This is a genomic window from Paraniabella hibiscisoli, assembly GCF_022512515.1.
In the GTDB taxonomy this organism is placed as follows: Bacteria; Bacteroidota; Bacteroidia; order Chitinophagales; family Chitinophagaceae; genus Niabella; species Niabella hibiscisoli.
On sequence record NZ_JAKWBK010000001.1, the window covers coordinates 2,820,180 to 2,844,061 of the forward strand.

The 23,882-nt window shown below is 43.6% G+C and carries 26 protein-coding genes and 2 pseudogenes; 22 read left to right on the plus strand and 6 right to left on the minus strand.

Annotated elements, in window-relative coordinates; translation table 11 throughout:
* Nucleotides 1–115 precede the first annotated feature (115 nt).
* From MKP07_RS17710 to MKP07_RS17730, 6 genes are all read right to left on the minus strand, one after another.
* A complete protein-coding gene (locus tag MKP07_RS17710) occupies nt 116–1,201 on the minus strand; it encodes an NAD(P)-binding domain-containing protein (protein ID WP_240848365.1) in 1,086 nt (361 codons plus the stop codon).
* A 15-nt stretch (nt 1,202–1,216) separates the two neighbouring features.
* The gene (locus tag MKP07_RS17715; protein WP_240848366.1) at nt 1,217–1,795 is read right to left on the minus strand and encodes an LLM class flavin-dependent oxidoreductase; all 579 of its coding nucleotides are present in this window, start codon (nt 1,793–1,795) and stop codon (nt 1,217–1,219) included.
* On the minus strand, nt 1,792–2,160 hold the full coding sequence (locus tag MKP07_RS17720; RefSeq protein WP_240848367.1) for an LLM class flavin-dependent oxidoreductase: 369 nt from the start codon (nt 2,158–2,160) through the stop codon (nt 1,792–1,794). The genes MKP07_RS17715 and MKP07_RS17720 overlap by 4 nt, the downstream gene beginning before the upstream one ends.
* Nucleotides 2,161–2,389: 229 nt before the next feature.
* A complete protein-coding gene (locus MKP07_RS42675; protein ID WP_394803581.1) occupies nt 2,390–2,530 on the minus strand; it encodes a tetratricopeptide repeat protein in 141 nt (46 codons plus the stop codon).
* 23 nt (nt 2,531–2,553) lie between these two features.
* Entirely contained in the window at nt 2,554–2,832 is a 279-nt protein-coding gene (locus tag MKP07_RS17725; protein ID WP_240848368.1) for a hypothetical protein, read from the minus strand.
* Between the two features lie 14 nt (nt 2,833–2,846).
* Complete coding sequence (locus tag MKP07_RS17730; RefSeq protein ID WP_240848369.1) at nt 2,847–3,830, minus strand: serine hydrolase domain-containing protein; 984 nt, start codon at nt 3,828–3,830, stop codon at nt 2,847–2,849.
* 245 nt (nt 3,831–4,075) lie between these two features.
* Here MKP07_RS17730 and yddG point away from each other — a divergent pair, with 245 nt between their 5' ends.
* The 22 genes and pseudogenes from yddG to MKP07_RS17840 all read left to right on the plus strand — a co-directional run bounded on the left by yddG (nt 4,076) and on the right by MKP07_RS17840 (nt 23,874).
* Complete coding sequence (gene yddG, locus MKP07_RS17735) at nt 4,076–5,002, plus strand: aromatic amino acid DMT transporter YddG (protein ID WP_240848370.1); 927 nt, start codon at nt 4,076–4,078, stop codon at nt 5,000–5,002.
* Nucleotides 5,003–5,237: 235 nt separating this feature from the next.
* Entirely contained in the window at nt 5,238–6,569 is a 1,332-nt protein-coding gene (locus tag MKP07_RS17740; RefSeq protein WP_240848371.1) for a hypothetical protein, read from the plus strand.
* A 119-nt stretch (nt 6,570–6,688) separates the two neighbouring features.
* The gene (locus tag MKP07_RS17745) at nt 6,689–8,350 is read left to right on the plus strand and encodes a DEAD/DEAH box helicase (protein WP_240848372.1); all 1,662 of its coding nucleotides are present in this window, start codon (nt 6,689–6,691) and stop codon (nt 8,348–8,350) included.
* A 202-nt stretch (nt 8,351–8,552) separates the two neighbouring features.
* Complete coding sequence (locus MKP07_RS17750; RefSeq protein ID WP_240848373.1) at nt 8,553–9,131, plus strand: sigma-70 family RNA polymerase sigma factor; 579 nt, start codon at nt 8,553–8,555, stop codon at nt 9,129–9,131.
* Nucleotides 9,132–9,292: 161 nt separating this feature from the next.
* On the plus strand, nt 9,293–9,547 hold the full coding sequence (locus MKP07_RS17755; RefSeq protein ID WP_240848374.1) for a hypothetical protein: 255 nt from the start codon (nt 9,293–9,295) through the stop codon (nt 9,545–9,547).
* A gap of 2 nt (nt 9,548–9,549) precedes the next feature.
* Nucleotides 9,550–10,179, plus strand: a complete 630-nt coding sequence (locus tag MKP07_RS17760) for a FecR family protein (protein WP_317236045.1) — start codon at nt 9,550–9,552, stop codon at nt 10,177–10,179.
* Between the two features lie 318 nt (nt 10,180–10,497).
* Nucleotides 10,498–11,502 carry a TonB-dependent receptor plug domain-containing protein gene (locus tag MKP07_RS17765; RefSeq protein ID WP_240848376.1) on the plus strand — a complete coding sequence of 335 codons (1,005 nt, stop codon included), beginning with the start codon at nt 10,498–10,500 and terminating at the stop codon, nt 11,500–11,502.
* An 82-nt stretch (nt 11,503–11,584) separates the two neighbouring features.
* Nucleotides 11,585–13,636: a SusC/RagA family TonB-linked outer membrane protein gene (locus MKP07_RS17770; RefSeq protein WP_240848377.1), complete on the plus strand. Its 2,052-nt coding sequence runs from the start codon at nt 11,585–11,587 to the stop codon at nt 13,634–13,636.
* Nucleotides 13,637–13,641: 5 nt separating this feature from the next.
* The gene (locus MKP07_RS17775; RefSeq protein ID WP_240848378.1) at nt 13,642–14,037 is read left to right on the plus strand and encodes a hypothetical protein; all 396 of its coding nucleotides are present in this window, start codon (nt 13,642–13,644) and stop codon (nt 14,035–14,037) included.
* Entirely contained in the window at nt 14,034–15,014 is a 981-nt protein-coding gene (locus tag MKP07_RS17780; protein ID WP_240848379.1) for a RagB/SusD family nutrient uptake outer membrane protein, read from the plus strand. The genes MKP07_RS17775 and MKP07_RS17780 overlap by 4 nt, the downstream gene beginning before the upstream one ends.
* Nucleotides 15,015–15,149: 135 nt before the next feature.
* Nucleotides 15,150–15,587: a BACON domain-containing protein gene (locus MKP07_RS17785; RefSeq protein ID WP_240848380.1), complete on the plus strand. Its 438-nt coding sequence runs from the start codon at nt 15,150–15,152 to the stop codon at nt 15,585–15,587.
* Nucleotides 15,588–15,592: 5 nt separating this feature from the next.
* Nucleotides 15,593–15,784, plus strand: a complete 192-nt coding sequence (locus MKP07_RS17790) for a BACON domain-containing protein (RefSeq protein ID WP_240850918.1) — start codon at nt 15,593–15,595, stop codon at nt 15,782–15,784.
* 56 nt (nt 15,785–15,840) lie between these two features.
* Nucleotides 15,841–16,491, plus strand: a complete 651-nt coding sequence (locus MKP07_RS17795; protein ID WP_240848381.1) for an SGNH/GDSL hydrolase N-terminal domain-containing protein — start codon at nt 15,841–15,843, stop codon at nt 16,489–16,491.
* Nucleotides 16,431–16,915, plus strand: a pseudogene (locus MKP07_RS17800) (SGNH/GDSL hydrolase family protein). The gene MKP07_RS17795 and the pseudogene MKP07_RS17800 overlap by 61 nt, the downstream one beginning before the upstream one ends.
* A gap of 39 nt (nt 16,916–16,954) precedes the next feature.
* The gene (locus tag MKP07_RS17805) at nt 16,955–17,200 is read left to right on the plus strand and encodes a hypothetical protein (RefSeq protein WP_240848382.1); all 246 of its coding nucleotides are present in this window, start codon (nt 16,955–16,957) and stop codon (nt 17,198–17,200) included.
* A gap of 115 nt (nt 17,201–17,315) precedes the next feature.
* Nucleotides 17,316–17,876, plus strand: coding sequence for a sugar phosphate isomerase/epimerase family protein (locus MKP07_RS17810; RefSeq protein ID WP_240848383.1), 561 nt, complete (start codon nt 17,316–17,318; stop codon nt 17,874–17,876).
* 25 nt (nt 17,877–17,901) lie between these two features.
* Nucleotides 17,902–18,135 carry a hypothetical protein gene (locus tag MKP07_RS17815; protein ID WP_240848384.1) on the plus strand — a complete coding sequence of 78 codons (234 nt, stop codon included), beginning with the start codon at nt 17,902–17,904 and terminating at the stop codon, nt 18,133–18,135.
* An 82-nt stretch (nt 18,136–18,217) separates the two neighbouring features.
* The gene (locus MKP07_RS17820) at nt 18,218–18,739 is read left to right on the plus strand and encodes an endonuclease/exonuclease/phosphatase family protein (RefSeq protein WP_240848385.1); all 522 of its coding nucleotides are present in this window, start codon (nt 18,218–18,220) and stop codon (nt 18,737–18,739) included.
* Nucleotides 18,740–18,885: 146 nt separating this feature from the next.
* Nucleotides 18,886–20,777, plus strand: a pseudogene (locus MKP07_RS43830) (alpha-L-rhamnosidase-related protein); the annotation flags it as partial.
* An 81-nt stretch (nt 20,778–20,858) separates the two neighbouring features.
* Nucleotides 20,859–21,176 (plus strand): alpha-L-rhamnosidase C-terminal domain-containing protein, encoded by a 318-nt coding sequence (locus MKP07_RS17830; RefSeq protein WP_240850919.1) that lies wholly within the window; start codon nt 20,859–20,861, stop codon nt 21,174–21,176.
* A gap of 177 nt (nt 21,177–21,353) precedes the next feature.
* Nucleotides 21,354–23,459: a phosphocholine-specific phospholipase C gene (locus MKP07_RS17835; RefSeq protein WP_240848386.1), complete on the plus strand. Its 2,106-nt coding sequence runs from the start codon at nt 21,354–21,356 to the stop codon at nt 23,457–23,459.
* Nucleotides 23,437–23,874, plus strand: coding sequence for a phospholipase domain-containing protein (locus tag MKP07_RS17840; RefSeq protein ID WP_240848387.1), 438 nt, complete (start codon nt 23,437–23,439; stop codon nt 23,872–23,874). Before MKP07_RS17835 ends, MKP07_RS17840 begins: the two co-directional genes overlap by 23 nt.
* Nucleotides 23,875–23,882: the final 8 nt, after the last annotated feature.

The window sequence follows — 23,882 nt, forward strand, 5'->3', positions numbered from 1 at the left end:
GAGTTGCTGCTATATATGTTAACACAGAAGCCGAACTCAGAAAAGTCTTGTCAGATCTTAGAAACGCCAGGTGTTCGTAGAATAACCAACTCAGCGGTGTTGGGAAATGGCGGGTTTAATGAATACTAAGTTCCTTCATTAATTCTCTTGCTGCCGCTCCTCCCGCCCGGTTGGCGCCAATTGTGGATGCCGAAGGCCCATAGCCCACCAGGTGAATATGAGGCTCTTTAACAACCATGGTAGCCAGTCTGCCTCCCATAAGGATGCCCCCTGCCTCCTCTCTTGGTAAAACAGGTTTTAAATGATCCAGGGCACTTTTAAAACCGGTGTTCCATAAAATGACATCTGCCTGTTGTTCTGTTCCATCTGCCCATTTTACGCCATCAGCGGTAATTTCGCTAAACATAGGTAAGCGTTGTAAAACACCCCTGTTTTTCATGTCAATTACCTCTGCTGAAAGGGGAAGGCCTGTTACAGAAACCACAGATAAAGGCGTCAACCCTTTTCTCACTCTTTCTTCTACCATTGCTACTGCATTATGACCAGCTACATCATCAAAGGGGCCTTCTCTAAACTCCGGAGGGCGCCGGGTGACCCAGGTAGTAGTGGTTACCTTCGAGATCTGATCCAGCAACTGAATGGCAGAAATACCCGCGCCTACCACAATTACATGTTTGCCTTTGAAGTATTCCGCTGTTTTAAAATCTTTGGTATGTAGTTGTTCACCCCGGAAGAGAGAAGAACCTGGATACTCTGGGATATAGGGATTTTCCCAGGTGCCGGTTGCGTTAATGATACCTAAAGAGGAGAACAGGTTTTGCGAGGAATTTATATGAAATCGGTCCTCGTGTAAATAAACATGATCTACTTTTAGGGGCCGGTATACCCGGATACCCATTTGCTTTTCATAGAGATTGTAATAGTGAGGTACCGCTACACTGGCCTGTACTTCTTTTTCATTCGTTTCGATCGTTTTTTCGAATGACATACCAGGTAGGTCATGGATCCTGTTTACGGTGCTCAATGTAAGCGAAGGCCAACGGTATTGCCAGGCGCCACCTGCATGGGGCGCTTCATCGAGGATGATAAAATCGGGACCTATTTCTAATCCCTGCTTTTTAAGATGATAGGCAGCGGACAGACCTGCCTGCCCGGCGCCTATAATAACAATTTTAGTTTTGTAGCGGATCTTATTAACCATTGAAATTGTATCTGTTTATCTCCATCCCAGCCCGGGTGCTACATGTTCCAGTATCGAAGAAAGTACATGCACATTATAATCTACGCCAAGGGTATTGGGGATGGTTAATAAAACCGTATCTGCTTCCTGTATCGCTTCATCTTTAGCTAGCTCTTCTATCAATTGATCGGGTTCGGCGGCATAGCTCCTGCCAAAAATAGCCCGCTTGTCGGCCTCGATGAAACCGATCTTATCGGTTCGGCTGGCCTCATGACCAAAATAACGGCGGTCCAGGTCATTCACGATGGCAAAAACAGACCGGCTTACAGAAACCCTTGGTTCCCTTTCATGCCCTGCTTCTTTCCATGCTTGTCTGAACAGCCTGATTTGCTCTGCCTGCTGTATATGAAATGGCTTACCGCTTTCATCAAATTTAAGGGTCGAGCTCTGCAGGTTCATACCCACTTTACCTGCCCAGATAGCCGTTGAATCTGATCCCGAGCCCCACCAGATACGATCCTGTAAGCCTAAAGAAAATGGCTCCACAGGAAGTAATCCTGGCGGATTAGGGAACATCGGGTTAGGATTCGGCTCCGCAAATCCGACACCGCTCAACTTCTCAAAAACTCTAATCCTTTCCTGCGTCCCATATCCGCATCAGTTTCTCCTTCGGCTGGTTCATAACCGAAATAACGCCATCCATCAATTACCTGCTCGGGCGAACCCCTGCTAATGCCGAGTTGTAGTCGCCTGCCGGATATTAAATCGGCAGCGCCGGCATCTTCAATCATATACAGCGGGTTTTCATAACGCATGTCAATGACGCCGGTGCCTATTTCGATTTTACTGGTTTTCGCGCCTATAGCAGCCAATAAAGGAAAGGGCGAGGCCAGTTGTTGGGCAAAATGGTGTACCCTGAAATAAGCACCATCCATGCCTAATTCTTCAGCAGCCACTGCCAAATCGATAGACTGCAGCAAAGTGTCGCTCGCAGTTTTGGTACTATAAGCCGGGTGATTGGCCCAGTGACCAAAAGATAAAAATCCTATTTTTTCATCTATAATTCCTTCCGGGATGCTAGTGCCTACACATGCATCACCTTTTTAACTTTACCAGATCAGTACATTCAAAGTTAATAAATAACAATACCGGAACACGAAAGTTCAAACGCATGTACTCAGGGTATTGATTGAACTGATATGATGTATGTTAACGGGAGAGTTTGCTCAGAATATAATCCCAATGTGGATTTCGCGGATCTAATTGCCGTGCTTTTTCAAAAGCTGCGATTGCTTTTGGGCGATTGCCATTTCTTTTATAGGTTTCACCAAGGCTTTCGTATACAATCACGGCATTAGGATATTCAGTGGCATTTAATTGAATATTTTAAGGGCCGCCTTAATATTTTTTTTCCTTCTTAACTCAATCCCCAGGTTATTCAACTGGTTTTCGTCAAATAAGTAACCAGGCTGTTTATTTGCTTTTAACTCCTGGTACAAGCGAATCGCATCTTCGGTTGAGCGCTCGTTGACTGTTAGCCTTAAAGTGTCGAGCAAATTCCATGGATAGTGATAGGTATTGATTTTAGCGTTGGTATCTATGATATGTGTTCCGATATCGGTGATGCCATTGTTAGAGCTGGAAAGCACCACTACTGCAAATTTTTTTACTTTGTCGATGCCGATGAAAGTCCTGTAACCCGGAGTGCCGCCATCTTTGAAAACAATATTTCTGCCTTGGTCCTGCCAAAGTGTCCAGCCCATCGTAGCATAGTCGATGCCACCGGCTTCTTTTTTATCTGGCTTTTATGAGTAAGCTCCATTGCAGGGTATAAATCAGATTGCGTCCAGCCCAGGTTGGCGGTAGCAAAGCTGAGGAGATCATTTACATTGGAAAGAAACGCACCTGCGCCATCCAATGAAGATAAATGTAGAAATCCAACCGGCTGGCCCCATTCCGAGTGACCGGTGGCCGTATTCTTTAACAAGGCCGGGGTAAGGGTTACTACAGTGCTTTTCATTTTTAAGGGCTTGCAAATGCTGTCAATAATCAATCGCTCATAATCTTTTTCTCCCGCTATCGTCGTCAGTATGTTACCTAATAAGCCATAAGCGGTATTAGAGTAACGCCACTTTGTTCCAAAATCCATATCCGGTTGGTAAGCTGAAAGGTATTCATATAGTTTGCTGATGCTGTAATCTGCATAAGGAGCATCAGGGTTTGCAGGATCTACATTAAAAGGAAATCTCGGGAAAGTGGAAGTGTGCGTGGACAGATTCAGTAATGTTATTTCCTTCCCGTTTTTAACAGGGACTTTAACCTGTGCAGGTAAAAATTTTGATATGGAATCCTCAAGACGGAGCTGTCCCTCCAAGCTCATGTCAGCCAGTATAAGCGAAGTAAATACTTTAGTGATGGAGCCAATTTCATAAATAGTGTTCGCATCGGGTTTTGCCGGGTTTTGATCACTGAGCACACCTTCGCTGTAAATGCTTCTGCCGGTTGAATCAATAATGCCTACAATGATGCTCTTGCTTCTTTTGCTATTAACAGCATCCTTAAGAATTGTTGAGATCTGATCGGCCGGTAACTGGCAAAAGGCCGGAATAGTGCCCGTTAACAACAAGGCCAGGATAATATATTGTCTCATACAGGGATGTATTTACGGTTTAAACCCTAAAAGTTAAATTAAATAAGGCGCTGCTTCTAAGGGAAAAAGGTAATGGTCGATAAATTGCCGGTCAGTTGCGGTGTTTTAGCGGCGAAATAGCAGGTTGGGCTGGCCTTTCTGCGGATGTAATAAATATGCGTTAACATGGCAAATCGATCTGCTCCTCGCTTTACTGAATTTGCTTTTATTACTTTCGCTAAGTAATTACAAAGCGGGTTTTTAGAATGAATAAGTATACGAGAGCAACGGCTATTGGGTTTTGTGGTATTTTATTGTGGAGTTCTATTGTAGGGCTAATAAAAGAAGTGAGCCATTCTTTTGGCGCTACGGGTGGCGCCGCCCTGATTTATACAGTAGCCTCCCTGTTTTTACTATTTACAGTTAAGTGGATCCCCATTCAAAAATTTCCGAAAAAATACCTGGTATACGGTGCTTTGCTCATGGTATCTTACGAATTGTGTTTGGCACTGTCCATAGGTTATTCTCAAAATAGCAGACAGGCCATTGAGGTAGGAATGGTCAATTACCTATGGCCTACTTTCACCATGGTGGCAACCATTGTTTTTACCGGCAAAAAAGCGAATTGGCTGATCTTCCCAGGCATTGTTATTTCTATGCTGGGTATTATTTGGGTATTAGGAGGCGAAGAAGGACTAAATATCGGAGAGATGCTCAGCAATATTCAAACCAACCCACTGAGTTATGGCCTGGCGTTCCTGGGGGCTATACTATGGGCCGCTTACTGCGTGGTTACGGTTCGCATCGCAAAAGGTGTGAATGGCATTACCTTGTTTTTTATGTTAGTGGCGGTTGCATTATGGGTAAAGTATGGGTTAATCGGCGATACGACCGGGATGCATTTTTCAGTATCATCAGTTATCTACCTGGTGCTCGCTGCCTGCGCAATGGGATTTGGTTATGCGGCCTGGAACGTAGGGATATTGGGTGGTAACGTAACGATGCTAACAGGAGCCTCTTATTTTATTCCGGTTTTATCATCTGCGCTATCGTCAGTACTTTTGGCTACTCCATTGGGTTTGTCTTTCTGGCAAGGTGCTATAATGGTTTGTGCCGGTTCGATACTTTGCTGGCTGGCAACGAGAGCGCGTTCAAAGGCTGTGCCGGAGCCAGTTTCAGGCGATGGTCATTGAGCGCGACCTTTTCTACGTCTTGATTTTATAAAATTGTTTTGTAAACATTTGTACAGTAAAATACTTAGTGCTTTAGACAACCGATCATGAGTTTGTTGAACGAATACATCCTGGAGGAGCAAATATCAGTACGCTTTCGGTATATGATCTGCTGAAGCATACTGCTCAAGCAGGTTTTATAGAGCAGAACAATTTCCGGGATGTTTATCCTTTGATTATTGAGTTAAACACCGGCGTGTTTTCAAAAAATAATCCTGAAGCTTCATTTCCTGAAGTTACCCTGAGCCAGCTAAATGATTCCCTTTATACTTCCTGCTCCTGCAATAATCAATCGGGTAGGTTGTGCAATCACCAGGCGGAGGTAATTTATGCTATACTGGAGCAAAAGAACTTTCGTGTATTTTTCGATACTCCTTTGCGCCGTTCTGTTTTAATGGCAATTGCCAAAGAATATGGTCTTGGAAAAGAGCCCAATCTGGATGCCTATTTCGGGCTGCTATATAGCAATGGTCAGGTTAATATTGAACCGAAGTTAAAGGGGCTTTTGAAAATAGATAATCAGGCTTTGCAGAAAGAGCTGGTCCCTCAACCGAAATCGCATATAAAAGAATTGGCGGCACAGGGTGAAGAGGAGAGCCAAATACTCATCTTGTGCAGGCATCGCTACTATAACCAGTTGAATTTTATGCTGATGGGCGCGGATCGTACCCGGTCTGGAAAGATCAAGAATCCGTTGATGGATATAGACCCAATGCAACTAGCCTGGAGATCGGTCGATGCCGCTGTAATAAAATTCTATACAGCTATTGCCGCCTTTCAAAATAAATATGAAGCAGATCATATCAATAAGGAGTTGGAGGCATTAAGGCAGGTAGTTGGCAATCCGCTGCAAATGGAGACTTACTTTCATGACAAGGATATTGCTGAAAACATTTCCGCTAAATCGCTGCGCCGCATCACCTTAAATATTTTAAAACCTGAAATAAAACTAACAGTCTTTCAAAAAGAACCTTTTTATGAAATAACCGGCGAGCTGTTATTCGGACATATTGCTTTGCCTTTTAAAGACCTGGTCATAAGAAACGAGTATTTTATTGATCACCGGCAGATCTTTTATTTAATAGATAATCCTGATTTGTTGCAGGTGATTCAATTTTTTAAGTCTAATAATGAAATTGTACTGGTACATGCATCCCGGTACGATGGGTTTTTACAATCGGTATTGGCACCGTTGGAATCAATAGTGCAAATCAACTATAGCTATATTCATACCGCCACCCCTGCCCAGTTAGAGGAGCAGGAATTTCAAAAAGAAAGGATCATCTACCTGCGCCAGGAAGGTCAATTTATTTCCATTAGCCCGGTAATGAAATATGGAATGGCAGAAGTGCCTGTGTATTCGCGCAAACAAATATTCGGGACTGATCAAAATGGCAACACTTTTAAAGTAGAAAGAGATGTGGCCGCGGAGTTGCAGTTTACCTCTGTCATCATGCAGCAGCACCGGATTTTAAGGAACAGGCCAAAGAGCATGAATACTTCTACCTGCATAAAAATCTGTTTTTAGATGATAACTGGTTCCTGGATGCTTTTGAAACATGGAGGAATGAGGGTATTACGATACTGGGCTTTAATGATCTTACAAAGAATCAACTCAATCCTCACAAAGCCCGGATCACTATCAGGGTGATCAGTGGCACGGATTGGTTTAACGCAAAGATGAAAATAGGTTTTGGAGCCAACGAAGCTACGCTGAAACAGGTACACAGGGCCATCCGGAATAAAAGCAAATTCGTACAACTGGACGATGGTACCCACGGTATATTACCTGCTGATTGGATTAAAAAATTTACCCGTTACTTCCAGGTGGGAAATATGGAAGGGGAGCTGATAAAAATAGCCAAGGCTAATTTTGCAGAGGTGAACGAGTTGTTCGAAATGGAAGAGTTGAGTGAAGAAGTGCAGAAAGAAATGGCCGATTATGAGAAGAAGTTTTCAGAAATAGGAGACATTCCGGAAGTGGCTGCTCCCGATGGTGTAAATGCTGTATTAAGAGATTACCAGCACCAGGGTTTAAACTGGTTGAATTGGCTGGATGAACTCAACTTTGGCGGATGCCTGGCCGATGATATGGGATTGGGCAAAACCCTCCAGATTATCGCATTTATTGTATTGCAGCGGCAAAAATATGGGGAGGTAACCAACCTGGTGGTGGCGCCCACTTCCTTATTGTTTAACTGGCAGGAGGAGCTGGATAAGTTTGCACCCTCGCTAAAAGTAGGGTTACATCATGGTGCAGACCGGGAAAAAAGTGTAGCGGCATTTTCGAAATATGATGTGGTATTAACGAGCTATGGAATGCTATTGTCTGATATTCGCTTTCTGAAAACCTTTCATTTTAATTATGTTTTTCTTGATGAGTCGCAAGCTATTAAGAACCCCGACTCAGAAAGGTACAAAGCAGCGGCGCAGCTACATACAAGGAACCGGATAGTATTAACGGGCACGCCTGTTGAAAATAATACATTCGATTTGTACGGGCAGCTTTCTTTTGCCTGCCCGGGATTGCTGGGCAGTAAACAGTATTTCAGGGATATTTATTCCATTCCTATTGATAGGTTCGAGTCTATCAGGAGGGCCGGTGAGCTTCAGCAGAAAGTAAAACCTTTTATATTGCGCAGAACCAAGCAGCAGGTGGCCAGGGAGTTGCCGGAGAAAACTGAAATGGTTATTTACTGTGAAATGAATGCGGCGCAACGTAAAGTGTATGATAGTTACGAACGTGAGCTTCGGGAGTTTATCTCCACTGTAGATGACGATGAGGTGCATAAAAACAGTATGCATGTTTTAAAAGGCCTAACCAGATTAAGACAGATTTGTAATTCGCCTGCGTTATTGAAAGAAGGTTATTCTGGGGACAATGCAGTTAAGCTGGAGCTCTTAATGGAGCAAATTGAAAATAAATCCGGCACGCATAAGATCCTGGTGTTTTCACAGTTTGTTGGAATGCTGGACCTGGTTAAAGCAAAACTGGAAGAGAAAGCTATACCATTTGAATACCTGACGGGACAAACGAAGGATAGGGGCAGCCGCGTACATAATTTTCAAACCAATGAAGACATGAGGGTGTTCCTGGTAAGCCTGAAAGCAGGTGGGGTAGGATTGAATCTCACAGCAGCAGATTACGTATACCTGGTAGACCCCTGGTGGAATCCTGCTGCAGAAAACCAGGCCATTGACAGGGCGCATCGCATAGGACAAAACAAAAATGTAGTAGCCGTAAGGCTTATTTGTTTAAATACAATCGAGGAGAAGATCGTTAACCTGCAAAAGAAAAAAATAAGCTAACCCGTGATCTGGTGAGAGCCGATGCCTCTTTCTTCAATAGCTTGTCTAAAAAAGAGTTGTTGGAGATTTTGTAAGGCAACACTGCCGTCCCCGGAGGCTTACGCTCTTTTATGCAGAAGCTGACCCTGGGCAATATTAAAAAATTATTATCCATTGACGCCCGGTGAAGCGGAGTGATCCGATTTTTTATTTTTGCGCCGGTTTGAATATCATAACTGCAATAAGGAATGGCGACCGCTTTGTTTTTCAACAGGTATTTAATCAATACCATGAAAAGCTCTATTTCTTTATTTTTTCCAAAACCAGGTCTGCATTCCTGTCGGAAGAAACAGTTCAGATAACCTTTATCAAGCTCTGGAACAACAGGGAACGTTTAAATGAAGGCTTCACTATTTCAACACAGATCTACCGGATCGCATCCACAACCCTGATCGACTTATTGCGCCAGCAAAATAACTCGGCGGCATTTATGAAGGTGCTGGAACAACAGGGAGCCGATTCGTCATTCAACAATGCTGCAGAAAGAGTTGACACCGGGGAAATGCACACAGTACTAAGTCAAACCCTCGACCGTATGCCACCGGTGCGGAAAAAGGTATTTGAAATGAGTCGCCTTGAAGGTCTGTCGCACAATGAAATCGCAGCAGTAATGCTGATCTCAAAAAAGACCATAGAGGGGCATATTACCAAAGCTTTAAAGCAGTTAAAAGAGCATCTTCCGGTTGTCTGGTTACTACTTCTAAAAATTATGATATTATTTTCCGCCTTCCAGCAAGGGTAATGACCTTTTTAAACGTATACATTAAAGCAGGATAACTTAGCGAAAAGCAGTTTGCATACAAAAGACAACATAAAACGATATTTTTACAGCAGTGTAACGCAGAGGAAGCGGCCCGTATAGCAAATTGGCTGGTTGAAAACCCCCATGCTCTTGAGGAATATATGACTGAGGATGAATGGAATAAATTTCAACAGACAAACTTTCTTTCAGCTGAAGTGTCTGGTGCTATCTGGGAAAAGGTCCGTGTGCAGACCCGTGGTAAGAAAACTGCTGTTTTTTATATAAGGCGACTGGCGGTAGCGGCTTCCGTTTTGTTAATGGTAGTATTGGGGTGGTATGCCGTTAACAGGCCGGTAACCACAGATAATACGGTGGCATTGGTGAATGATAAAAAAGAATACCGGAGCAGCAGGTAACTATCAATAATGGTAGCCTAAATCAAAGCTTCAGCTTAAATGATGGTTCGAAAGTAGAATTGATGCCAGGCAGTTCCTTGTCCTATCCGGATACATTCACATCAGATAAACGGCTGGTATCTCTTACTGGTGAGGCGGTTTTCCATGTTGCCAAAAATAAAGAAATGCCATTTGTGGTAAACAGTGGTACAATTTCAACTACTGCGCTGGGTACTGTTTTTAAAGTAAAGTCTCATCAAAAAAGCAATCATATAGAAGTGAGCCTGCTGGAGGGGCGCGTGGTGGTGAGGGCCTTACATGCCGGCTCAAAGTTTAAAGATATTTACCTTAAACCTGGTGAAACGGTTACATATAATAAAACACTGGAAATAGGCGCCATAGCGGCATCTCCTGCTTCCCACAAAGATAAACCGGGGAAAATATTTGTTCCTGATGCACGTACCACCAACACGCAATCTTATTGGTTTCAAAATGAACCGCTGGCAAAAGTATTCGACCGGTTCTCTAACATGTACCATCTAACCATTCGCTACGATAAGGCCGAGTTAAAGAATATGACTTTTACGGCGAGACTAAAAAAGAAGATAGTCCTGACAAAGTGTTGCAGTCTATTGCCCTGCTCAATGATCTGAAGATTGAGAAAACAAGCGAGGGGTATAGCGTAAAAAAAAACTAAGGCCGGCTTTGCATGTAATGTGCCGTCGTTTTCCTAATTCTTTTCCACTTTATCCGTAAATCCTTTCCCGATCTTTAAATATCTATCCGCCTGGCTTTTAGAAGCGTAGGCAGCACTATTAATGCTGTTTAATTTCTCATGCTACCGGGAATGTCAAAAGTATTATCTCTTTTCTCTTTTAATCTGCTCATTTACTCCAATGTTAAACAATTATTAACAGCAGGGGGTAGGCTGCAATCAATCGTATAAGCTTATGTAATTAAAATTTTTTCGGATGAGCTTATTTAAACCGGGGCTTAAAAAAATCCCCCAAATTTTCTGTATCATCTTTTTGCTCTTAAGCCATGCACAGCTGTTTGCGCAGCAACAAGCAGTTGTGAAAGGGCAGGTAAATGATGATGATAACACTCCGTTGGTGGGAGTAACTGTAGTGGCAATTAATAGCCAGACAAAAGTTGCAACGGGTACGAAAACAGATTCATCGGGAATGTTTCAGTTTAGTAACCTTACATTGGGTGGGTCTTACAGTTTTGAAGTTTCTTATGTGGGATTCGAATCTCAAACATTAACAGGGTATACCCTGAAAGCAAACGCGAATGTATCATTATTAATAAGTTTAAAGCCGGTTGAAAGAGAGCTAGACCAGGTAGTGGCTATTGGTTATGGTACGGTAAAGAAAACAGATCTGACCGGGGCTGTATCAACAGTACGAATGCAGGATCTGCAAAATATTCCTCTTACGCGCGTGGACCAAATGTTGGCAGGAAGAATAGCAGGTGCCGAATTTATGTCTACTGATGGAACGCCTGGCTCCGGTACTACAGTCCGTATCCGCGGTACCCGCTCCATTTCGGCCAGCAACGAGCCTTTATATGTTGTAGATGGCGTAATGGATGGTATCAACAACCTGAATGACCTGAACCCTTCGGACATAGCGAGTATCAGTGTTTTGAAAGATGCGTCTGCTACTGCTATTTATGGTTCTCGTGGTGCAAACGGGGTTATTATCATCACTACCAAAGGCGGTGTAGACCGGGGAGGGAAGGCCGATTTTAATTTCAAAGTATCGCGGGGTTTTGCTGAAATGCCAGGTTACTTAGACCTGATGAATGCCACTGAATTTGCGCAGTTACTAAACGATCGTTTTTATTTAACCAGTACGGCTAATCAAACCAAGCCATTGGAAGACTACCCTTATCCTGATCCCCTGGCATTAGGAGAGGGAACTGACTGGCAAAAACGATCACCCGAAGAGCGCCTTTTTCAAGTTATTTACTAAGTGCTTCGGGCGGTAATAAAAATACCCGGTACTATCTTTCCGGTGGTTATGATGACGCTCGGGTGTTATTATCAATACAGGTATGAAGCGCTTTCAGTTTCGCTTAAACCTTGACCAGACATTTAGCAAATATGCAAAAACCGGTGTTCGTATGGCGTACTCCAATACAAAGCAGGAGCAGCCTTTACGCTACCTGGGCGCCTACAACAATTGGAGTGTGTCTTTTACGAGTGTTGCTCCTGTTGTTCCGGTATATAACCCAGATGGAACGCTGAATAGCTGGAACTCGCAGAACTACTCAGGTGGTGTGTCAGATTTGCCGATGCATGAGGTTACTATGAGAAAGAATACAACCGGTACGGGTACTATGAATACTATGTTGTATCTGGATATTATGCCGGTTGAAGGTGTTGTTGCGCATTCTTCTGTGTCTTACTCCAAATCAGATATCAACACTGATGCACTGATTTTGGCTACAATGCCCAGCCGCGCTGCCACGGGTAATGCCACATCCAAAAGTATTAGCCAGAACGATAATATTCTAAACGAAAATACGCTTACGTATAAACATAGTTTTCAAAGTGGTCATAATCTGGATGCCATGTACGGATTTACTGTACAAAAACAGAATTTTTACAGGGTCGGAGTAACCGGTAGCGGGTATTACAGCGATGAAACAGCGCTTTGGGATATTGGTTCCATTCCAAACAAAGCAAACCTCGGCGTGAGCGGGGCAAAAGAACTCCAGACCCGCATGTCACACCTGGCCCGTGTGAATTATAACTATGCAGAAAAATATTATTTAACAGCCACTTTGCGCAGGGACGGGGCTTCCAATTTTGCGTCTAATAATAAATGGGCCTATTTCCCTTCTGCGGGTTTCCGCTGGAACCTGCTGAATGAAAGCTTTATGAAGCATTCCGGAATGTCCGAACTGTCTCTCCGGTTAAGTGCGGGTACATCGGGTAATGATGCCATTGCGCGTTACCAGTCTTTAGATCGCCTGGGTTCTACAACATCGGGTTATTTATTTGGCGGAATACAGCCGGTAGCATTTTATCCCACCGGATTGGCAAACTCCGGTTTGAAATGGGAAAAAACAACTACTTATAATGCCGGTCTTGATATATCATTATTCCGTAAACGACTTAATGTTACGCTGGAGGCTTATAAGAGCAATACTTCCGATTTATTGCTGACAGTGCAGGTGCCCACGCAAACCGGGTTCTCTTCCAGGTTAATGAACTTTGGTAAAACGTCCAATAAGGGTGTTGAGCTAACGATGAATTATGATGTGATGCGTAAAAGAAATGTATCCTGGGCTACTAGTCTTACCGTTGCCCATAACCAACAAATGGTAGAGGATATTGGTTTAGTGGGAAGGGTGGTTACCAGCACCTACACTTATGGTGCGCAATATATGATTAATGGGTACCAGGATGGAATGCCGCTGAATGCGATTTATGGTTTCCAGTATGCGGGCGTATGGAAAAGCCAGGACGAAATCACGAAGAATGCTACAGACAAACAATATGTATCAGCATCGGCCGCTTATTTATCTGTGGGGCGGCAGCGTTATGTAGACCAGAATCATGATGGATTAATGAATAGTGATGACCTGGTAATGCTTGGAGATGCAGACCCGGACCTGTACGGAGGATGGCAAAATACATTCCGGTATAAAAAAGCATTCCTGTCAATTTACCTCAACTATTCAATCGGCGGAGAAATGTACTACCCGGGCGGTATGTTTAATATGACAGGTGTATACCTTCAAAACCAGCAGAAGATGATGGTGAACAGGTATCATCCGGTGCGCAATCCTGATGCTGATATTCCACGATCTGATTCGAAAGATGATATACCTAACGACCGGTTCGTGTATGATGCCAGTTTCCTGCGCTTTAAAGCCGCGTCTATTGGTTACACTTTTGATCTTGCAAAACTTACTGCTTCAAAGTTGAAATCATTAGCTCTTTCGGTAAATGGCAGCAACCTGTTCCTGTTGAAAAATTATATAGGCTATGATCCCGAAGTGAATACCAACGGTACTTCTTCCACGCTGCGTCGTATAGATAACGGCTCATTTCCTCCGAACAGGACCCTCACTTTTACTGCAGAACTTAAATTTTAGATATTATGAAACGGATAAAAATATTTTCACTTGCTGTGCTCGTTGTCATTGGAGTAGGTCTTAGCAGTTGCAGCAAGTTTCTGGAGGAAAAACCTCAGAGTTTTATTAACGCTACCAACTTTTATCAGACAGAAGCACAGGCTCAATCGGCTGTAAACGCCTGTTATCTTAAACTTACTGACATATACAGGGGATCACTGATGCTGATGACCGAATACACGACAGATCTGGCGTATCTGGGCGCAGGCGGTGTTGACGAATCTTTTGGAATGTCTCCTTCCAATCCCGGATTTGGAGATGATATGTGGACCTACCCCTACAGTGGTATTATGATCTGCAATGCTACTATCGCGGCATCCAAAATGCAACCGCTATTGATGCCGCGAAAAAACCTGCATTGATTGGTGAAGCAGCAACTTTGCGTGCATTATATTACTATATCCTTACCTGTACATTTAAAGATGTGCCTTATTATACCAGTGATGCAAGTGCCAGTTTTGATGCGCTGATGGAGGTAGCACAAATGGGCCGGATGCCTGCTGCGGCTACCAGGGATAGTTTAATTGCTGACCTTCAGAAATGGGCTCCAAGCCTGCCACAAACAAAAAGCTCGTCTATTGCTAATAATAGAATAGGCGCTCCGTTAGCCTACATGCTGATCGGCAAGCTGGCGCTCTGGAACAAAAGATGGGATGTATGTATCGATGCCATGCAAAAATTAAAGACGATCTACGGAGCACTGGCACAGTATCCATTAACCGATACCTGGTTTCGCAATAAAAATAAACCTGAATCTATTTTTGAAGTGCAGTATTTGGGCACCATCAAAATTTCCAATGTCGCTACCCAGTTAACTCCAGCAAGGGCTTCGGGAACTACGTCTGTCTATGATGGTGTTAACATTCCTGAGCTGGGTACTACTACCACAACATTTACTGCAGCTACTCCTTCTAACTATTTTATTTCGCTGTATGATACTACGGATCCGAGAAGGAATACAACGCTGGCCTATACCTGGAATGGTGTATGGTTTAACCGGCCTAAATCCAACAACTATACAGGCAAACCATGGCCGGGGCCGAAATTCTGGTGTCTCAATATGAGTTTGCAGCAGGATAATAATAACCAGAAAGTTTTTCGTTATGCCGATGCCCTGCTGATGTTGGCGGAGGCGGCTAATGAAAGCGGAGATCAAGAAACAGCGATGTCTGCTATCAACGAAGTAAAAGCAAGAGCCAAGGCCAGTTTTGTAATGACCAGCTATCCGGGTAAAGAGGCTTTTTTAGAAGAGCTGAAGAAAGAACGGGCGAGAGAATTGTTTGGTGAGTATGGTCGCAAATGGGATCTGGTTCGGTGGGGTGATTTTTTAACAGCGTAAGTGCCACTACTGCTAATGAAGTGGCCACTATCAAAACAAACCTGCGTGCTTACCACGAGTATTACCCGATACCGCAGGCCGAGGTGGAACGCTCGGGTGGAATATTAACTAATGAGACATATAATAAATAAAAAAATGATGAATCGAATAATATTACTTCTTGTTGCCGGCATATTATTGCTGGCCGGTTGCCAGAAAGAGGACACTACTTTCAATACGGACCTGGCGCTTGATTCAAGGTTTATCATTCTGAATCAACCTGCCGATACAACAAAAATCGTTGTCTATTCGGATCGTAACTGGACAATGGAAAACAGAGACAATGCGCCCTGGGTGATTGTGCAGAAGGGATCAGGCTTGGGTACCGCTTATGCGATAGTTGAAGTTCCGGCTAATACCGACGACTATCCACGGGCCGCAACATTGGTTTTCAAGGCTGCCGGGAAAATGGATACGCTAAAGCTTGGACAAAGAGGTTTGGTCACTCCGAAAATAGCGATCACCGCAACATCTGTAGCGCGGTTGCGGCAGGTGGTCTTGTTTCCACTGCTATTGACGCAAGTTTACCTTTGAACAAAATGGACCTTACTTATAGCGGGGATGGAAGTACATGGATATCAGGTGTAGCCATAACCAATAATAGTCTAACCTTTAATGTGGAGCCTAATACAACAACCGCCGCACGTACAGCTAAGATCTACCTGAATTATGTTGATCTGCTGGGGACTGTGGCCAGGGACTCCCTGTCGGTAAACCAGGCTAAACCGTAAAGAATAAACCAGGCATTAAAGATGGGAATTTATAACGCGATTTAATATTTTTAAGGATGAAAAAAATACTGATCTTACTTGGATTTATTGGCGTATCCTATTGCTTGCAGGCCCAGCAACCGGCCCGGCCCTCTTTGATATATACCGAGGGTTTCGATCTGAACCTGATCGGGCAGGCCTTTCCTCTGTCCAATAGTTATCATCGTATTGATACGGCACGCTATCCCGCCTTTCCTGCGGTAATTAAAAGATTGCTGACCCATTCGGCCGGACTGGTGATCAGCTTTACAACCAATAGCCCGCGTATTGCGACTAAATGGTGTGTTACGGATTCGAAGCCGGGTAATAACATGACGCCGATCATGAATAAAGGGCTCGATCTGTATATCAAACGAAATGGTGTTTGGGAGTTTGCAGGGGTGGGACGGCCGGAAGGGACCTGTAGTGAATACGTGTTGGTGCAGAACATGGGTAAGGGTGAAAAAGAGTGCTTACTTTACTTGCCGTTATACGATAAGGTGAAAAGTTTGTCGATAGGTATTGATAGTGGTTACCAGATTGCTGCCGCCGAAAATCCATTTCCTAAGAAAAAGTGGCTTTGTATGGCTCCAGCATTACACAGGGCGCTTCTGCCAGCAGGCCTGGAATGGCGTACCCGGCGAGACTTTCAAGAGACATGGGTATTAATTTTATCAACCTGGGTTTAAGTGGAAACGGTAAAATGGAAAAAGTAGTTGCTGATATGGTGGCTACGATCCAGGCTGATGCTTTGTACTGGATTGTTTTGCTAATCCCAGTCCTGAAGAAATTACACAACGAACGGCTTATATGGTAAAGGCCATCAGGGCGGCGCATCCTGTAGCACCTATCATTCTGGTACAAACCGGTCCGCGTGAAAGTGGCAATTTTGATTCGGTGATCAACCAGGTAGTTCGGTTGAAAAATAAAAACACAAGGATTGAATTCGAAAAGCTAAAAAAGGAAGGGGTTGGAAATCTATACCTTATCCGGGGTGACGAACTTTTAGGGCGCGATCATGAGGGCACAACGGATGGTGTTCATCCTAATGATCTCGGGTTTGACCGTATGCTACAGGTGATCAAGCCTGAAATGGTTAAAATACTTCAATAAATATTATTGTTCAATTGTATGTTAAAACAAACATTTTATTTGACAGCACTGCTGCTTTGCAGTTGCATATTTTATTCAAAAGCTAAAAGCCAGTCAGTTCCACAGCGACTGAGTCTTGGTTTTTCTATTGGAATTGATAAGATCTCTCCCGAAATACTTACAAAAGCAAAAGCCAATGGCGTTGAGTACATTGAAACCTCTATAAACCGTTATATTGACAGTGCTGGTAATTTTCTTCTGACAGATGATGAAATGGTTGAGAAAGTGAGGGCGGCAAAAAAATAGCCCACGATGCAGGCATACAAATATGGTCGATACATATGCCTTTTGGCCGGCTCATTGATATTTCCCTGTCAGATAGCGCTGGTCGGCTGAGAGTATTGGATCTGCATAAAAAGTATTGGGCTTTTGCAAGATTTTAAAACCATCAATCATTCTGTTCCATCCCAGCTGGTTTCTGGGGCTTAACGAGCGCGACTTTCGTAAGAATCAGATGGTTCAATCGGCTATTGAACTAAATGCAGCGGTTAAAGCCATCAATGCAACCATGGTGATAGAGAATATGTTTGGTCCGGAATTATTGCGTGATAAAACACGGGAGCGGCCACTTTTTCGTACCGTAGAGGAGTCGGTAGAAATGGTGAACCGGCTTCCTGCCGATATTTATTCGGCAATAGACCTGAATCACATAAAATACCCCGAGAAACTGATCTATGCCATGGGCCCACGTTTAAAGACATTGCATGTGGCAGATGGCACCGATAAGGCTGAGAATCATTTCTTCCCCTGCAGCGGTCAGGGACATAACGACTGGGTAGCTATCTTAACGGCCATTAATGCCGTAGGGTATAAAGGTCCGTTTATGTATGAATGCAAGTATAAGGACGTTAGCGAGTTTAAAACCTGTTATGAAAGCTTGTATCAGGCATTTATACAATCGATGAACAAAGCGGGAAAATAATTTTAAGGAACCGATTTTAAAAAGTATGAAAAAGAAAATAATCCTTTCCTGGTTACTGGTTTTGGGTACAATGGCAACAATGGCGCAATCTCCGGATGGACTGCCCCTGAAATTAAGAGTGGGCTCTTATAATGTGGGGCACTTTAACCAGGGCATGAAAGGCGGACTGGAAGTAAAGGGCAGGGAATATTATCCCAATAATAAGGAAGTAACAAGCGGTTATATTAAAAAGAATTACAGCGTTGGAAAAAATGGATAGGGGAGCAAAGCCTTGATATTTTCGCTGTACAGGAATGGAATGAATATTTTGACCGGGATAGTATGTTTAATGCGGCGACGAGTTGCTAAAACCCTACTATAATCATATTTATTTCGGCGAAGCACATAGCTGGATCTACAATGGTATTGCAACCAATTATAAACTAACCAACCTGCGGAAAAAGTATTGGTTTCAGGATTACTATGCACTGATAGGCGATCTCAAAATTGGCAGCCAGACAATCCAGGTGATATCGATGCATATTCCCTGGCAGAAAGAAGGACATGCTGCTGCATTGGATTCGATCATTTCAGAACTGAAAAAATATAAATACTTTATTTGTTTTGGAGATACCAATTCTTCTGATGCCGAGATACTGAACTTTGTAAAATCTGGTTTTAATATTGCCAACGGAGGACCCCAGGGCTGGTTTCCTACAAGCTCTACGGTGATATTAGATCGTATGACGGATGGTCCCGATCGTCACATAGATAATATCATTACCAGCAAAAATATAAAGATCATGAATGTTTCGGCCCCTCATACTACTTTGAACGACCAGGATCACCTCCCTGTATTAGCAGATGTGATTATTACCTGGTAACCCAGTCACCGAGGCATGCTCCGCTTCAACCGACACCGCAGGACAGTTGTATATAATTAATGGATATTTTTGTTAGCAGGGCGATGTTGAGGAATGACTCGATATAATCAGCCCGTTTGATTGCTCACTATATACCATTGTCATATATGTACAGGCTCTTTTTGTTGATCTCCTTATTAGCAGTAACGTATTCAGGTAACGCCCAGCCGCCTTCGCATTTAACCACCGATTTGCTGGAGCATACCGATAGAGTTTTTTTAGATGGCTATTTAACCACGCTTTCACTGGCTGAAACCCATACCGCTATTGAACGGCATCAGACCCCTGCGATAAAAAACGCTAAACCTTATCTGGGTTGGGTCATTAACAGCGAACTGTCAAATACCCTGCAGACGGCTTACCGGGTATTAATGGCTTCCAGCAGGGAGAAGCTGGATAAGGATGAAGCCGACGTATGGGATAGCCGGAAAATGGAAAGTAGTAATTCTGTTGCAGTGCCTTACGGAGGAAATGCGTTAGAGCCGTCGAAAGTATATTACTGGAAGGTGAAAGTTTGGGATAACCATGGTAAAGAGAGTGCTTTCTCTTCCATAAAAAGTTTTATCACTGCACCTGAACTGGATGGCAAAACAGCAACCTACCCCTTACAAATCACAGACGAGTATCCTGTAAAGCTATTGCGGGATACAAAGACTTTTGCTGATTTTGGCAAAGCTGCATTTGGTAAGCTCAGGGTTACGCTCCATTCTGCAACCGGAACAGATACCGTGATCGTTCATTTAGGAGAACATAGTGATGGCTTGCAGATAGACCGTAAGCCGGGCGGAACCATTCGCTATACAGCCTATAAATTGCCGTTGATGGCGGGGAGGCACACTTATACGATCAGGTTTAAACCCGACGAAAGAAATACAAAACCCAAGGGCAACGAAAGTGGTGTAGATCCTGTATTGATGCCTGGTTATATAGGAGAGGTGTATCCTTTCCGGTATTGTGAGCTTGAAAATTATTCGGGCGACATTAAGAACGGCGACATAGTGCGGCAAAGTGTTCACTATCCCTTTAATGATAATGCAGCAACATTTTATTCGTCGGATTCCGTTTTAAACCAGGTGTGGGAGCTTTGTAAATATTCTATTAAAGCAACCTCTTTTCTAGGTACCTATGTGGATGGTGACCGGGAACGAATTCCTTATGAAGCAGACGCCCTGATTAACCAGTTGGGACATTATTATACAGACCGGGAATTCTCGATGGCACGTCATTCTAATGAGTACCTGATTTACAACGCAACCTGGCCAACAGAATGGAATCTGCAGACCCTGATAATGGCATGGGCCGATTATATGCATACGGGAAACCCGCAATCTATTGCCCAATGTTATGAAGATCTCAAGGCTAAAACATTGATGGCGCTGAAGGAAACGAACGGCCTCATCTCTTCCCGAACAGGAAAGCTTAGCCCCGGGTTTTATAAAAGCATTCATTTTAAAGGGAAAAATTTCAGAGATATTGTTGACTGGCCGCAAACCGGTGTCGTAGGTGACGAGAAGCAGGAAGCGGGTGAATCTGACGGGTATGTGATGACCACTTACAATACGGTGGTGAACGCCTATCATTATGAAGCCTTACAATTAATGGGACGGATAGCGGGTGTTATAGGGAACGCAGCCGATCAGCAGTTCTACACAGCAGAAGCTGAAAAAGTAAAAAAGCAATTTAACAGGCTTTTGTTGAATGCTAAAACAGGCTACTATAAAGACGGTGTGGATACCGATCATAGTTCGCTGCATGCGAATATGTTCCCCATGGCCTTGGAATGGTGCCTGAAAAGAACAAACGGGCAGTAGCCAATTTCATTAAGTCGAGAAAGATGGCTTGCAGCGTGTATGGCTCGCACTTTTTATTGGAAGCCATTTACAATGCGAACGATGCAGCTTATGGTTGGGAACTATTGGCTTCGACCAAAGAAAGAAGCTGGTATAATATGTTAAGAGTTGGATCGACTGTTACACTAGAGGCCTGGGATAATAAATACAAGCCCAACCAGGACTGGAACCATGCCTGGGGTGCGGCTCCTGCGCATCTGATCCCGCGTAAGTTTTTCGGGATAGAACCTTTGGAAGCGGGCTTTTCTAAAATACGTATCAAGCCGCAGCCGGCCGATGTTAAAGCTGCATCTATAAAAGTGCCTACTATCCGCGGAGATATTGTCGCATCATTTACGAATCAGCCGGGAAAAAGCTTTCGGTTGAACGTAGATATTCCCGCCAACACAACAGCCGAAATATGGTTGCCTTATACCTATAAAAAGCTCAGTTGCTGCTGGATGGTAAAGAGCAGGAATTTACCAGGCAGGATGGTTTTGCGATCGTACATGCCGGTTCTGGTAAGCATACTGTTAGCATCAGCAATACGGCGCTATAATAATCACTAATCTCTATTAACAAAATATGAAATTTATAGGGACTAGGTTCTTGCAGTAGCTTTAATTATAGTCTTTTCAATTATTTAATGTGGATAATAACGGCCTGCTTTAAACTTATAGTTGTTTTGTTGGTCTCTAAAAAGTCATACATTTAAATAATCTAATACTGCCTCTAAAATTGGAATCATGGATAACAGAAGAGACTTTCTCAAAAAAGCGATGCTACTTTCCGGAGCTGCCGGTGTATCCGGGTTTATGCCCGACTCAATAAAGGCGGCGATGGCCATAGATCCCAAAGCTGGAAGTACTTTCCTGGATGCAGAACATGTTGTGATCCTGATGCAGGAGAACCGCTCTTTTGACCATAGCTATGGAACTTTACAGGGCGTGAGAGGCTTTAACGATCCGCGGGCCATTACGCTTCCCAATAAAAAGCCGGTTTGGCTGCAAACAGATGAGAAAGGCGATACCTACGCGCCCTTTCGGCTGGATATCAAAAAATCTAAAATTACCTGGATGGGAGACCTACCACACTCCAGGGCAAGCCAGGTAGATGCCTACAATTCCGGGAAGTATGATCAATGGCTGCTCGCTAAAAAGTCGGGTAACAAAAAATATGCTTCTATGCCACTCACCCTGGGGCATTATACACGTGAAGACCTTCCGTTTTATTATGCTTTAGCAGATGCCTTCACCATCTGTGATCAGAATTTCTGTTCGGTAATGACCAGCACTACGCCTAACCGTTCTTTCTTTTGGACGGCCAATATTATGAGTGAAGAAGATGGGCTGGCAAAAGCTAATATCCGTAATACAGATTATGGAGCAGCCAAAATGCGTTGGGACAGCTTCCCCGAGTTACTTTCGAAAAATGATATCAGCTGGAAGTTCTACCAGAATGAGTTATCCACCGGTGGCGGCTTTAAAGGCGAAGAAAGATCATGGCTGGCTAATTTTGGTTGTAACCTCCTGGAGTTTTTTGCCGCTTATAATGTGAAGTTCGCACCAAAATATATTCAAAGTCTGCAAACGCAGGTAGACACTTTGCCCGGCGAAATTGATAAACTGCAACAGGCCAGCCCGGGTGAAATGGATGAACAGAAAAACCTTGCGTCGATCAGGAACAAGCAGAAAGCTTTAGATGCAGCACTTGTTGAATTAAATAAATGGAACCAGGCACAGTATGAAAAGTTGACACCCAAAGAAAAGGAACTCTTCAACAATGCATTTGTTACCAACGCAGGAGATCCGGGTTATCGTAAGCTCGATAAATTGAGTTTTGAAGAGAATGGCCTGAAGAGAGAGCTGGAAGTGCCAGCCGGTGATATCTTTTACCAGTTCAGGAAAGATGTGAATGAAGGGAAATTGCCTGCCGTATCCTGGCTGGCAGGTCCGCAGAAGTTTTCAGATCATCCCAGCGCACCCTGGTATGGGGCATGGTACCTTTCGGAGATCATGGACATTTTAACCAAAAATCCCGCAGTTTGGCAAAAGACAATTTTTATTATTACCTATGATGAAAACGATGGATATTTTGATCATGTGCCGCCGTTTTCCATCTCTGATAATAAAGTGCCGGGCACGGGTAAATGTGTGCCGGAGATCAATACAGAAATAGAGCATGTGAGGTTTGATAACGAAGTAAAGCAAGGCATACCGGCCAGCCAGGCACGGGAAGGTGCTGTAGGACTGGGTTTCAGGGTGCCTATGATCATTGCTTCGCCGTGGACCAGGGGTGGTAAAGTTTGCTCCCAGCTTTTTGAGCATACATCTACCTTGCAGTTCCTCGAAACTTTTTGCAATCAAAAATTTAAGAAAAATATTCACTTTAATAATATCAATCCCTGGAGGCGGGCCATCAGCGGTAATTTAACAGCGGCTTTCGACAGGTTTACTAATAACCTAGATATAAAAAAGGACCTGGTTGGTCGTGATGCACAGATCGAGAAAATCTACAATGCAAAGTTTACACCAGAGCCAGCAGGGTTTCAAAAAATTACAGAAGAAGATCTTCGAAACGAATCATCAAAGAAATGGCTGCCTCAACAGGAGCAGGGTACCCGTAAGTCTTGTGCTATTCCTTACGAGCTATATGTGAACGGCGCATTCAATCGGAGCAGCAGGAGCTTTGAGCTTCAGTTGGAAGCTTCAAAAGAGCAGTTTGGAGAACAGGCCGCAGGCGCGCCATTTAAGGTTTACGCCATGGGTAGCCATAAAGCATTAAAGAATAAAGATGCGTTTGAACTTAATCGCAGCTGGAACTATACGCTTGCTGGGGTTCAAAACCATTGAAGAATGGCCATTGGAAGGCTTTGAGCATAAAAATTATCACCTGCGCGTATATGGACCTAACGGATTTTACCGCGAGTTTATTGGCGATAATAACACACCGGCGCTGGAAGTGAGCTGCCGTTATGAAAAGGCTAAGAAAATAACAGGTAATGTGGCATTGCATTTTGCTAATACCGGGCAGCAGGATGTAGAATTGGAGATCATTGATAACGCTTATGGTAATCCAGTCTTGTACCCGGTTGTTGCCGCTAATCAAAAAAATAAAACTGTTCTGCTGAATCTTAAAAAGTCAGCTAACTGGTATGACTTTACGGTGAAACTGAAAAATAAAAACACCATTGCCTATCGTTTTGCCGGGCATGTAGAAACCGGTGAAGAAAGCATTACGGATCCTGCAATGGGGAACCGCGGATAAAAATCAGA